General features: G+C 62.3%; 10 protein-coding genes. 6 read left to right on the top strand and 4 right to left on the bottom strand.

Annotation, left to right across the window (positions count from 1 at the left end; translation table 11 throughout):
• Window positions 1-84: 84 nt before the first annotated feature.
• The 3 genes from Pan216_RS25610 (at window position 85) to Pan216_RS25615 (ending at window position 2,707) form a co-directional block, all read left to right on the top strand.
• Complete coding sequence (locus tag Pan216_RS25610) at window positions 85-1,056, top strand: DUF1559 domain-containing protein (protein WP_145264413.1); 972 nt, start codon at window positions 85-87, stop codon at window positions 1,054-1,056.
• A complete protein-coding gene (locus tag Pan216_RS28615) occupies window positions 1,056-1,475 on the top strand; it encodes a hypothetical protein (RefSeq protein ID WP_419192995.1) in 420 nt (139 codons plus the stop codon). The genes Pan216_RS25610 and Pan216_RS28615 overlap by 1 nt, the downstream gene beginning before the upstream one ends.
• Window positions 1,476-1,543: 68 nt before the next feature.
• Complete coding sequence (locus Pan216_RS25615; protein ID WP_419192996.1) at window positions 1,544-2,707, top strand: exo-alpha-sialidase; 1,164 nt, start codon at window positions 1,544-1,546, stop codon at window positions 2,705-2,707.
• A gap of 345 nt (window positions 2,708-3,052) precedes the next feature.
• Here the strand turns inward: Pan216_RS25615 and glpK are convergent, their stop codons facing one another.
• Window positions 3,053-4,546: a glycerol kinase GlpK gene (gene glpK / locus Pan216_RS25620; RefSeq protein WP_145262704.1), complete on the bottom strand. Its 1,494-nt coding sequence runs from the start codon at window positions 4,544-4,546 to the stop codon at window positions 3,053-3,055.
• A gap of 210 nt (window positions 4,547-4,756) precedes the next feature.
• Between glpK and Pan216_RS25625 the strand changes: the two genes are divergently transcribed.
• Complete coding sequence (locus tag Pan216_RS25625; protein ID WP_419192997.1) at window positions 4,757-5,719, top strand: magnesium transporter CorA family protein; 963 nt, start codon at window positions 4,757-4,759, stop codon at window positions 5,717-5,719.
• A gap of 720 nt (window positions 5,720-6,439) precedes the next feature.
• On the opposite strand, the gene Pan216_RS25630 is transcribed toward Pan216_RS25625, so the two are convergent.
• The 3 genes from Pan216_RS25630 to Pan216_RS25640 all read right to left on the bottom strand — a co-directional run bounded on the left by Pan216_RS25630 (window position 6,440) and on the right by Pan216_RS25640 (window position 10,608).
• Complete coding sequence (locus Pan216_RS25630) at window positions 6,440-8,641, bottom strand: transglutaminase-like domain-containing protein (RefSeq protein WP_145262708.1); 2,202 nt, start codon at window positions 8,639-8,641, stop codon at window positions 6,440-6,442.
• 55 nt (window positions 8,642-8,696) lie between these two features.
• Entirely contained in the window at window positions 8,697-9,524 is an 828-nt protein-coding gene (gene kdsA / locus Pan216_RS25635; RefSeq protein WP_145262710.1) for a 3-deoxy-8-phosphooctulonate synthase, read from the bottom strand.
• A gap of 136 nt (window positions 9,525-9,660) precedes the next feature.
• Window positions 9,661-10,608: a diacylglycerol/lipid kinase family protein gene (locus Pan216_RS25640; protein WP_419192998.1), complete on the bottom strand. Its 948-nt coding sequence runs from the start codon at window positions 10,606-10,608 to the stop codon at window positions 9,661-9,663.
• A gap of 350 nt (window positions 10,609-10,958) precedes the next feature.
• On the opposite strand from Pan216_RS25640, the gene Pan216_RS25645 reads away from it, so the two are divergent.
• Window positions 10,959-11,615, top strand: a complete 657-nt coding sequence (locus Pan216_RS25645) for a hypothetical protein (protein ID WP_145262714.1) — start codon at window positions 10,959-10,961, stop codon at window positions 11,613-11,615.
• Window positions 11,616-11,738: 123 nt separating this feature from the next.
• Window positions 11,739-12,383: an NAD(P)H-hydrate epimerase gene (locus Pan216_RS25650; RefSeq protein WP_145262716.1), complete on the top strand. Its 645-nt coding sequence runs from the start codon at window positions 11,739-11,741 to the stop codon at window positions 12,381-12,383.
• Window positions 12,384-12,388 lie beyond the last annotated feature (5 nt).

Here is a 12,388-nt window from a genome sequence, read left to right on the forward strand (position 1 = left end):
TCTATCTTCGGCCCACCCCAAGCCGAATACTGGCCACTGTAACGTCGATTGGGGGCAGTCGACAACAACGCGAAGGGGAACACCATGGCGAACCGACGACGTCCCGGATTCACGTTGATCGAGCTATTGGTCGTCATCGCGATCATTGGCGTTCTCACGGCGTTGCTCCTCCCCGCGGTGCAGCAGGCGCGCGAATCGGCACGACGCGTCCAGTGCCGCAACAAGCTCAAGCAAATGGGCTTGGCACTGCTCAACTATCACGATGCCCACTCGCTCTTTCCGCCTGGCTCGGTGATAAGTAGCACCGCGTGCGACTTGTCGACCGGCGCTCGCCGCGGGGCCCCCTGGTCGGTGCTCGTCCTTCCCTACCTGGATGAGCTCTCGCGCTACGATCAGTTCGACTTCGACGGCTCCTTCGCGTCGATCGCGAACGAATCGACAAACGTCAACGAGCCGTTTCAGATCGTTCCCAACGCGAAGTTCCAATGCCCCTCCGACTCGAACTCCAAACGATCCGAGCCGAACGCGAATTATCGAGGCGTGCAAGGGGGCGGCACCGACAGCGAGGCTCTCTGCCGCGTCGGCACAGCCAGCAACTACCGAGTACGCTACGACAACGGAATCCTGTACCTCAACTCGTCGATCGCTCTGGGCGACATCGCCGATGGGACTTCCAAGACGTTGCTGGTGGGCGAGTCCCGCTGGTGGTTCGCCGTGGGCCAGAACTCCCCCTACGGCACGTACTTCACCTGGGCCTCGACGACGCGAAACGCGGGAACATCGTCCCACGTCAACATGGTGGCGTCGGCGACCGACCCGATCAACCAACCGCAGTTCGACTACGACCCGTCCAAGGGCCCCTACACCGCTCATCCGGCCGGGATCGGAACGATCGTCGGAACGCATACCCGTAGCTTCGGGAGTTGGCACCTCGGCGGCAGTCACTTCACGTTCGCCGACGGCGGCGTTCGTTTCATCAGCGAAGCGGTCGACACCACGATCTATCGACGCGCGGGGCAGCGGGCCGACGGCTTGGTGACGGAGAACCTCTACTGATGCTTTCGGGCCGGACACCTCTCTTGTTCTTGGTCAGCGGCGTGCTCGTCGCGGTCGTCGCGATGCGCGTTCTATGGACATCTTCGGCGAATCCCGGGACCTACATGCTCTCGGGGGAGGCGACATACGAGGGCAAACCGATTCCCTACGGAACGCTTTCCCTCCGGCCCGACGCCGAGGCGGGAAACCGCGGCCCAGCTTCGGTGGTGACGATCGACCGGGGCCATTACCGGCTCTCCCCCGAGCGAGGGCATCAGGGAGGCTCCTACATCGCCCGGATCGTCGCGACCGACGGCACGCGGCCCGAGTCGGCCGATGTCGACAACTCCCTTTTCGCTCCAATCGTCATCCGATTGACGCTGCCCCCACGCGATGGCAAGTGGGACTTCCACCTGACTCGGTCCGCGAGCGACGGATGACGCCGAATGCTCGGACCAATCTCGATCCCAGACCTCACTCGACAACACCCAGTGAAAGGACCTCCCCCATGAAACGTCCGATTCTCCTGCTCCTGTGCGTGCTTGGATACTCGAGCGTGAGTCCCACGCATGCGGAGGATGCCCAGCCGACGCTCTGGGACGCCACCAAGCCTGTCCCTCGTTCAAAGGATCTCGACGATATCGAGGGGATGGGCCTTCATGTCATCAAGCCCCACGAGAAGAACGTCGACGGCTACGACTGGCTGCACGGCATCGCGCTCGCCTTTCACGACGGCCGACTGGTCAGCTCCTTCGGCCACAATCCCGGCCGAGAGAACACCGCCAGCGAGGTCGCCAACGGGCGAGCCAGTTCCGACGGAGGAAAGACTTGGGGCCCCCTCTTCCCCATCGCCGACGGGCCGGAGCCTCAAATCGGAGTCAGCCACGGAGTCTTCCTCGAGCATGGCGGCAAGCTATGGGCCTACCTCGGCGCCTTCACCAACCAGTACGTGGACACGCACACCCGCGCCTACGTTCTCGACGACGAGACCGGCAAGTGGGAGCCGAAGGGCGTGGTGGTCGAGGGAGGATTCTGGCCGACCCAGGAACCGCTTCGGATGGACAACGGGAACTGGATCATGGCGGGCATGAGCGTGTCGAATCCGCCGGGGCATCAGTACACGCCGCCGGCGGTCGCGATCAGCCGGGGTGATGATCCTTTGGCGTGGGACCTCGTCATCCTGCCGACGCCCCAGAAGCAGGTCTGGGGAGAAGCGACGGTTGTCGTCGACGGCCCGAAGGTGACGTGCATCTCCCGCTACGGAAAGCCGATCGCGCTGGTCTCGGAAAGTCGCGACTACGGACGAACCTGGTCAGCGGTCAGAGAGAGCAACCTCCCCATGGCGGCTTCGAAACCCTACGCCGGGACTCTTTCGACGGGGCAGCGCTACTTGATCGGAACGACGACCGCCGACGCGAAAAACCGTCGTTCTCCGCTGACGATTGCGGTCTCGCGGCCGGGCGAGGAGTCATTCTCGAAGATCTTCCGCATTCGCGACGCGGTGCATGAGGGGCCAGGCGAGTCGCACCCGAAGTCGAAGCTCTCCTATCCCTACGCCGTGGAACGCGACGGGAAGCTTTATGTCGCCTTCTCGAACTCCGGTCCGCGAGGTGGCAACCGAAACAGCGGGGAACTCGCGGTCATCCCCATCGAGTCGCTAAAGGTCGATTGACCATTCGGGCGCCGCTCACCGTCTCTGAGAGTGCGGAACAACTTCTTCAAGGGTGCCATGCCACTGGCTGCTGGTCAGCCCGTGTGGGGAGACTAGTGCTGCGTCAAACGCTCGATCTCGGGTTGTGAACCCACGATCACTGCTCACTGGCTGACAAGCAGCCAGTGACACCCGAACATCAGGTCTTGACGGAGCCTAGTGTCCTGATTGGCAAGTTCGCTGCATTCATTTCGGCCCAGTGATCGTGCGTGAGATCACCCGATCATCGGCGTTCTCCGCATGCCCACGGCGAGCGTGGGCAGGCACCCAAGAGTCTCTTAGTCAATGAACTAGCCAATCAGGACATTAGTCCTCCGCCCAGTCCATCGAGCGTCCGACCGCCTTCTTCCAGATCCCAAAGCGGCGCTCGCGCTCGTCGCTGTCCATGGCGGGATTAAAGGTCCGTTCGGCCTTCCAGATCCGACGTAGCTCCTCGGTGTCGCCCCACATGCCGACCGCCAGTCCAGCCAATTGGGCCGCCCCCAAGGCCGTGGTCTCCGCGACCGACGCGCGCACGATGGGGACGCCGAGGATGTCGGACTGAAACTGCATCAACAGGTCGTTGGCGGAGGCCCCTCCGTCGACTTTGAGGTTTTCGAGCGAGAGATCCGCATCCTTCTGCATCGCGAGGGCCAGCTCGCGTGATCGAAAGGCGATCGCCTCCAGGGCGGCGCGGGCGAGATGCCCGGCAGTCGTGTCCCGCGTGATCCCGACGATGGTGCCGCGAGCACTGGAGTCCCAGTGCGGCGCCCCGAGACCGACGAACGCGGGCACGAAGCAGACCCCTCCACTATCGGAAACCGTCGCGGCCAACCGCTCGACCTCGGACGACGACTCGATCACCTTCAGCCCATCGCGAAGCCACTGGACCACCGCGCCCGCGATAAAGACCGATCCCTCCAAGCAGTAGGTGACCTTGCCGTCCAAGTGCCATCCGATCGTCGTGAGTAGGTTGGCATGCGAGGTGACCGGTCGTTCTCCCGTGTTCACGAGGAGAAAACACCCCGTCCCGTAGGTGTTCTTCGCATCACCACAGTCGAAGCAAGCTTGGCCGAAGGTCGCGGCTTGCTGGTCTCCCGCCATGCCGGCGACCGGAATCGGTTTGCCGAACAGTTCGGGGGCCGTCGATCCGTAGACGTGGCTCGACGGAAGGACTTCGGGGAGGACGGCTCGGGGAACGTCGAGCATTTGGAGCAACTCGTCGTCCCAGCCAAGCGAGTGGATATTGAACAAGAGCGTACGGCTGGCGTTGCTGTAGTCAGTGGCGTGGCACGCTCCTCCCGTCAGCCGCCACAAGAGATACGAGTCGATCGTCCCGAAGAGGACGCTCCCCGCCTCGGCGCGCCGCCTCAGTCCGGGCACCGTTTCGAGCAGGTGGGTGATCTTCGTCCCCGCCAAGTAGGGATCGACGACCAGCCCGGTCTTCTCGCGAATGGTCGGTTCGCAACCCTCCTGCTTGAGGCGCCGACAGATCGGATCGCTAACTCGGCTCTGCCAGACGATGGCGTTGGCGACCGGAATTCCAGTCGTCTTGTCCCAGAGGACGGTCGTCTCTCGCTGGTTGGCGATGCCGAGGGCGGCGATGTCGTCGGCGCTGGCTCCCGCTTTCTCGAGAACATCGCGGGCGGTCTCGAGCTGGGACGACCAAATATCCTCGGGGTCGTGCTCGACGGAACCCGGTCGTGGGTAGATCTGGGGGAACTCCCGCTGGCTCACCGCCACGGGTTGTCCCTGTTTGTCGAAGAGAATGGCTCGGCTCGACGTTGTCCCCTGGTCGAGCGCCAGAACGTACTTGCCCATCTTGTCTCATCCCGTGGTGGTTCGGTCCCTCCGCTAGTGTAACGGGTTGGACGACGGCGTTGCGAATATCTTGCCTCTTCCCCAATGCACGGCGGACGGCGACATTCCACGTTGCCAGGAACGCGTTCTTCGGTCATAAATTGGCCAACCCGCCGAGGCAAGCACCCAGCGTGCTCTCCGAGTGGGCCGACAGCGAGATGTTGCGGCGAGGTGAATGTGACTACGGCGATCGCCTTTGACTTTGACACCAAGCACGAGGAACGCATTCCGGCGGACAAGGTGCCGGAGTTCGTTCGCGATGGGAAATGCTGCTGGATCGACCTCGATCCCACGCAGGAGGATGCGCGCGAGATCCTGAAAGGACTGGGCGTTCCGCGAATGGTGCGCCGCGACGTCTTCGCCGATTCGCACGAGACCCGCTATCAGCTCTTCGCCGAGTGCTTGCACTTCACGGCCCACGACGTCCGCTACGTCGACGGGACGATCGGCTTCAGTCCGATCGATGTCATCGTCGGGGAACGCTTCGTCGTGACGCTGACCCGTGGCCCGTCGGAGGTCACCAAGAACATGCGGCGGATCCACTCGCAGGACTTCCACGCCTTCGCCAAGACGCTCAGCTTCATCCTCTACGAGTTCTGGGATCAGACGCTCGACGGCTATCGTCGCGTCGTCCACGCGATCGAGCTCGACGTGCAGCGTGCCCAGGAGCAGATCCTGACCCACTCGGACGATCCGGACTTTGAACAAGCCGCGGGGATGTCAATCGCGATCCTCGAACTGCGAAAACACATCCTCTCGAGCCGGGAGGTCCTCGACGAGCTGGCGACGAGACGGAGCCCCTTCATCAGCGAGTCGACGCAGCCCTATCTGGGGAACATGGTCAGCGTGCTCGACCGGTTCGCGTCGGACCTGAGCGTTGAGCGCGAGGTGCTCGCCGAAGCGCTCCAACTGCACATGGGGATTGTCTCTCACCGCACCAACCGCGTGCTGAACCGACTGACGATCATCAGCGCGATCTTCCTGCCGCTGACATTTCTCTGTGGCGTCTACGGGATGAACTTTGAGCACTTGCCGGAAGTCGGGTGGCGCTACGGCTACTACTACTTCTGGGGGCTCTGCGTGACGATCGCGGGATCGCTCTTCGCGGCGATGCGGATGTATCGCTGGCTGTAGGAGTTTCGTTGGGTCGGGCTGTATTGCCCGTCGAGCGTTGATGGGCCACCGGCCCACGTTGTTTGCTCTTGGGTAGCCTCGATTGCGCGTCAACCAACCCTTTCAGGGACCAAGTGTCAGCATCACCGATGATCGTCCCGTCCATCGCCTTGGTTCAGTCAACGGGTCTCGAACCTGCCTCAGCCGCGAAGCACCACCTGCGCCCCTCCGGGGCTTCCTGAAGAGACCGGCATCATTTCCAGGGGTTGCCACCCCTGGCTACTCAACTCCGCCGCTTCGCGGCTCAAGAGTTCAAGAGTTCAAGAGTTCAGGAGTTCAAGAGTTCAAGAGTTCAGGAGTTCAGGAGTTCAGGAGTTCGAGAGTTCGAGAGTTCGAGAGTTCGAGAGTTCGAGAGTTCAAGAGTTCGGAGGCAGTCAATGGGAGCCGGCGCGGCGGAATTTGTACCACGATCAGCGTCCCTTTGGGACGTTGCCTGCACATCAACCTTGCCCAACCGATCGCGAAGTGATGTTCAAAGGGTTGATCGCTCGTCAACTTGGGCGTGCGAAGCGCACAAGAGGCCACAGAGGGAGACGCACACTCAACCGAGTTCGCCCTCATTCCTCTAAGGGGCTCTTGTGGCTGCGCCACCCCGATTGGCAAGCAATCGGGGGCACCCGGCCTACTGGCGCCCAGCACGTTTGCTCGGCCGTGGTGCGCGACACGCCCACTCGCGATGACTTACGACTTGCTCTTGGACTCCGCGGCGGGCTTGGTAGCGTCTTTGGCGGCGTCTTTCTCCACGGGTTTTGGGCCGCCCCTCTTCGCGGGCTCTTCCTTCGGTTTTGAGGCGCCCTTTTCGGTGGGCTTCGATTCGCCCTCTTTGGTGGGCTTGGCGGCCTCATTCTCGTCAGGCTCGACGCCGGCCCCCTTCTCCTTGAGCTTCCACCACTCCGAAAGCGCCTTCAGCGAGCCGTGTTGCAGCGGAAGCAGGTCGACGCTGTTGGTCTCCAGCAGTTCGTACGCCTTCGAAGAATCGCCTTCGGCGTGAGCCGCGAGGGCCTGGTGCCGGAGAAGGCTCGCCAGTCGGTGGCGGCGGTCGGGGACGATCTCGTTTCCAAACGCCGTGTCGAAGAGGATGCGATTGCGACGTTCGATCTCCTCCTCGGTCAAGGACTCGGGGTCGCGACCGAGTAGCGCGGCGATCCGCGGCGAGAAGGGCGTGTTGGGCATCTTGGCCGGATCGTAGAAGTCCCGCTTCTTGAGAATCTTGTTGAGCGCCTCGATGATGCGCCGCTGCTTGTCGCCGGAAATCTGGAAGTTCATCGCGTCGCGAATGGCGCCCGCGGTATCCTCGCGGGCCCGATCGACGATCGGTTGATACTCGTCCGCGATTCCCTGGATCAGTTGCCGATCGGCTTCGGGCAGTAGGTTCCAAACCCGTAGCGGCACTCCCGGCTGCTGTTCCTTCGAAGCGAAACTCAGGCGCACCGCGAGCAAGCCCCAGTTGAGCACGTCCCGTGGCTCAAGCAACGGCGAACGATAGAACGTCATCGCGCGATCAAAGAACGAGGTCGCGATCTCGGGATCGGAGTTCCGCTTGCCAAGCTGGCTCACGCCACAGAAATAGAGAACATCGACGGGCGTCTGGCTGACGAGGAGTTGCCGTTCCAAGGGAGCGATGGGCATCGCCAGGGTCGCCAAGTGAATGCTCTTGGGTGTGGCCGACTTCTGAAGATCCATCGCGACAAGCTTCTTGATCGCGTCCTGATGATCGCCGCGAAGCTGGAGCAACCGAGCCGACTCGTTCTCTCCGAGCCATTTGCGGTTGGAGGAGGCGACGACGGTGTCTCGATATTGAGGATCGGCGAGGAAACGGGAGCGGAGCAGTTGCGGGTAGGTCCAGAGTCGAACCGACTGGTGATCGGGGATCTTCCGAAGGGCCGTCGACGCGGCTCGAAAGAATGTCTCCGGCTTCGTGTAGAGGATCGGGCGATTGCGACCGACCAATCGAGACTCGAGAAACTTCATGCGGGGGGCGACCATCTGCGGTTCGATGATCAGCAAGAGGGAAAAACCTTTGAGTTGCTCCTTGGTGACGAAGTAGGAGAGCCCGCTCGCCTTGGGAAAGAACTCGACCAGCGAGGGATCCTTGGCGAGTTCATCGAGCGTCGCGACGCTTCCCTTTTTCGTCGGGACCGGCACGCCGAGGGCCGGCTCGAAGAGGTAGATCTTCTCCTCGATGATGACGCCGCACAACCACGGATAGAGCGCCTCGGGATTGTTGGGCATCGGCAGGGCGACCATGCACCCTTGGAGTCCCGCCTGACGGAGCAACTCCAGGAAGAGCCACGAACGCTCGTGGGAGTTTCCCGATCCACGCACCGCCAAGGGCAGCGGGGGCGCCTCGACCTGAAAGTTAGGCGGCACGATCTCGACGTTGCGTACCACCCAGTCGAAGAGTTGCTGAGCGCGCGTTAGCGGCGGCTCCTCGTTGCTGGCGGTCGTTCGCGCCGCCGAGTGCAGGAACAGGCAGGTGCGCAGGTAGTCGGCATCGATCTCGTCGAAGGTGGGGCGCGTCGCGATCGCGACGGCCTGTTCTCCCAGGATGCGCGTCAGTGTCGCTTCCGACTCCTTGTCGAGCTTCTCAATCGCCTCACGATCGCGCGCGACGAACTGGTTGAGTTGGCGTATCGCGGTGGGCAGCGACTGCGGATCGGTCCCCTGTTCGAGCATGTTCAGGGCGCTACTGAGTAGTTCGTTGGCCTCTTCCTTGGACTCCTCGGAAGTTGCTTCCTCGGCTTTCGTTGTCGTGGAAGGACTCTTGCTGTTGCAACCTCCCACCACGAGAGCCAGGAGGAGGGTGAGCGGGAGGAACTGGCCAAAGAGACGCTGGGTCGTCGTCTCGGTCGCTTGGGTCGGTGTCATGGTCGAGTGGCTCAAGAAGAAGGTTCCCGGTCGATCGTACGATCCGTTCAGGCGCGTGTTCGGGCAGTTGTCAACTTATGCCCGTCGCCTCCCGAATGCGAAGACACGCGGTCAACAGAGCTTCCAGCTCGTCCAGTGGGACCATGTTCGGGCCGTCGCTGAGGGCCTTGTCCGGATCGGGATGCGTTTCGAGGAAGATCCCGTCGCAACCGACCGCGACCGCGGCACGGGCGAGGTAGGGAACCATGTCGCGCTGCCCGCCAGATTTCTCGCCCTGGGCGCTGGGCATCTGAACGCTGTGAGTGGCGTCGTAGATGACCGGAGCGCCACTTCGACGCATGATCGGAAGCGATCGGAAGTCGCTGACAAGCATCCCGTAGCCGAACGTCGTTCCCCGTTCGGTGAGCAGGACGTTCGGACACCCGGCGTCGGCGAGCTTCTTCACCGCGTGGTTCATGTCCCAAGGCGCCATGAATTGGCCCTTCTTCACGTTCACGGCGCATCCGGTTTTCGCCGCGGCGATCAGAAGGTCGGTCTGGCGAGCGAGGAAGGCGGGAATCTGCAAGAGATCGCACGCTTCCGCCGCCAGGGCGCACTGCGCTTCGGTGTGGATGTCGGTCGTGATCGGGAGATCGTGGGTTGCCTTGACCTTGGCGAGCGTCTTGATGCCTGCTTCGATCCCTGGGCCGCGGTAGGAGTTGATCGAGGTTCGGTTGGCCTTGTCGAAAGACGCCTTGAAGATGTAGGGCATCCCGAGCCGGTCGGTAATCGCTTTCACTTTCTCGCAGACCGAAAGGACGAGCGACTCGCTTTCAATCACGCAGGGACCGGCGATGAGAACGAGGGGGCGACCGGCGCCGCAGGAGACGGAGCCGATCGACACGGGGTTGTTGGTCATAAAGAATCACTTCCGGCGACATTGGTCGATCTCGCGAAAGCAATGCCACCGGAGGTGGACGAGCGGGGCCGGGATTTCCCCAGCCCCCTTGTCGCCACATGGGCGACATTCCTTTCCCGAGAACCTGTAGGCTCTGTCACGCCGCTTGCCGATTGGCCAGCGGATCGAGAGTCGGAACGACGAGCTCCAAGGCACTCGGATTGACTTCGATCACCGCGGGAGCCTTGCCGACCGGATCGCCATCGGCTTGGATATCGTGACCGCCGCGACTATCGAGACGGAGCCGTTTGAACTTACGAATAACGACATCGTTCAGTTCGTGCAAACGTCCGCCGAGCATGGCGCTCGTGTAACGCAGTAAGTGATACGGTCCCGGCTGTTGGAAGACCAGTAGATCGAGTCGGCGGTCATCGCCATCGGCCTGGGGGCACAGCGGCAGTCCCATCGCGTATTCGCGAAGATTGAAGACAAAGGCGTGATAGCCCTCGCACTCGAACCCATCGTCGTCAACCTGGATCCTCATCTTCGGAAACGAGTAATTCCAAAGGCTTTCGGCCGTCGCGTGGACGTAGTTCCAGCGTCGCACGTGGCCACGGCGACGTTCGTGGACCTTGGCGACCACCGTCGCATCAAAGCCGATCGTCGCCATCAAGGTGAAGGCGGTCGGATCCCCTTCATCACCGCTGATCCGTCCGAGGTCGATCGTCCGGGAGCGGCCGGCGACCACCATTTCGGCGAAACGTCGAGCACTGCGCCCAATCCGAAGATGGCGGGCGAGCAGGTTTTCCGAGCCGAGCGGAAAGATCGCCAGCGGGGCGGCGGGCTTTAGATTGACGACCCACTGAGCCGTGCCGTCACCGCCGCACGCGACGATGCAGCGGCAATCATCGAGCCGATCGGGGTCGGCAACCGCTTCCGCGAAGGCGTCGCGATCGTGGAAGACTTCCGCGTCGACCGCCGACTCGCGAAGATACTGCCGGAGTCGGGCGACCGGACCGCGGCGGCTCTTCGGGCCCGCGGTGCGATTCACCAAGATCGGAACCCATCGTCCCCGTTGACGTAAGTCGACTGTGGTGTTGGTCATGTGCATTGTTCGGCCCGCCTCTCGCGCTTTGTAGAGCCCCTGGTCCCGCATCACCGTTCGATGGTCGGCCTCGACAGACGTCGACCGACATCGCGAACTGTCCGTGGTCATGGAGCGACCGAACTGGTTACTCGCGAATCGCTTCTCTCACCCAACTTCAGTGTTCCTGACGTTGCAAGTGTAGAGCAAAGACGATTCCGAATGCTTGGTCGCATGGCCTCGTGAAGGAAGAACCATGATCCTCCGCGATCATTCTCTTGCGAGCAGCGGCTCTTCACCGGATAATACGACAGGCAGGGCGGTGTTGTTGAACGATCCCGTCCCCTTCCCACATCAAGTCAGGGCAAACCATGCCAGCACCCGAGGAGCTGCTGGACCTCTATCTGCGTCTCGCGGATGCGGCCCAGGAACAACAGCAACCACTTCAACGGAATAAATTCCTCGTCTTGGCGGCCGATGCCGCCGGTCGAGCCGGGCTGCTGGCGGTCGCGGAGGACTGCCGCACGAAGATTCTCGCTCATAATCCTAAACACATCTTGCGGCAATACCCCTCCATGGGAGAGGCGCTCGCCTCCAAGGATGTGCGGCTCTACACGCGGCAACTGCATCGCCTGTTCCCCTTCGAAAAAGCGGAGTACCTGCTCAGCAAGTTCGAGGGCACCAACGACGACGCTTCCTTCGTACTGGACCTCGATCCTCCCGCGAAAACCCCGCGCCGACGGCCCAAAGGGAGCAAGAGACCCTCCCTAAGTCGTCCAAAACGCAGGCCTCGTGCCTCGATTGTGCGAGCTTTTCAACGATCCAAGCAAGAAACACGACGAAAAAAGACCATCCGGCCCACCAACGCGGAACAACGTAGTCTGCCTATTCTCCCCGTTTGGGCGGTAAGCCAACCGAAGAGCCTGTGGGAGTGGGGCGAGCATCATTGGTCGACATGGGGGGTCGTCTTCCTGCTCGGCGTCGTCGTGGGCGGTTCCTCGGCCGCGCTCATCCTGCTAAACTTCTAAACAATCGTCGAAACTCCCGGAGATCCGGCGTGGAGAGAGACCCACCCTCATTCCGCAAACCTCCCTGCCTGCCTACCGATCGACCTTTTACCACTCAGCGTTCTCATCGAAGAAGGTTCGGCCGTGACGAACGATGCCCTTTCACGACAAGCGGTCCGGGACTATGACGCCAATGCGATCGCTTTCGGGATTCCGGGACCGGTTTTGATGGAAAATGCCGCCCGTGGCGCGGTTGAGTTGTTGCTCTCTCTCGGCGCGGTCGGCCCAGTCGCAATCGTCTGTGGCAAGGGCAACAACGCTGGCGACGGGTTTGTCATAGCCCGACTGCTGGCCGTCCGCGGCATCGACGTGTGGCTCGAATTGGTCGTCGATCCCGAGGAACTCTCCGGGGACGCAGCAACAGCGTTCGCCCCGCTCGCGTCGTTGGGCATTGAGCGACAACCCTTCGACGAGGAGAAGACCACGCGACGTCTCCGAGGGGCCGAGTGGGTGGTCGACGCCCTTCTGGGGACGGGAACCAAAGGAAGCGTTCGTTCGCCCTACGATCGCGCGATCGACACCATCAACGACTCCGGGCGGCGCGTGCTCTCCGTCGATCTACCCTCCGGCCTCGATGCCGACACGGGCGAGTGTTTGGGACCGACGGTGGGTGCCGAACGAACGGTGACGTTTGTCGCCCGAAAAATGGGCTTCGCGAACCCGCGATCGGCAGCGTTCACCGGCCAGGTCCACGTCGTCCCCATCGGCGCCCGACCGCCGAGCCCTTAACTCTC

The sequence above is a fragment of the Kolteria novifilia genome (assembly GCA_007748055.1).
Classification (GTDB): Bacteria; Planctomycetota; Planctomycetia; order Kolteriales; family Kolteriaceae; genus Kolteria; species Kolteria novifilia.

Coding starts and splice junctions, on each gene's coding strand:
- Pan216_RS25610 (WP_145264413.1), top strand. CDS start 85: ATGGCGAACCGACGACGTCCCGGATTCACGTTGATCGAGCTATTGGTC.
- Pan216_RS28615 (WP_419192995.1), top strand. CDS start 1,056: ATGCTTTCGGGCCGGACACCTCTCTTGTTCTTGGTCAGCGGCGTGCTC.
- Pan216_RS25615 (WP_419192996.1), top strand. CDS start 1,544: ATGAAACGTCCGATTCTCCTGCTCCTGTGCGTGCTTGGATACTCGAGC.
- glpK (WP_145262704.1), bottom strand. CDS start 4,546: ATGGGCAAGTACGTTCTGGCGCTCGACCAGGGGACAACGTCGAGCCGA.
- kdsA (WP_145262710.1), bottom strand. CDS start 9,524: ATGACCAACAACCCCGTGTCGATCGGCTCCGTCTCCTGCGGCGCCGGT.
- Pan216_RS25640 (WP_419192998.1), bottom strand. CDS start 10,608: ATGACCAACACCACAGTCGACTTACGTCAACGGGGACGATGGGTTCCG.
- Pan216_RS25645 (WP_145262714.1), top strand. CDS start 10,959: ATGCCAGCACCCGAGGAGCTGCTGGACCTCTATCTGCGTCTCGCGGAT.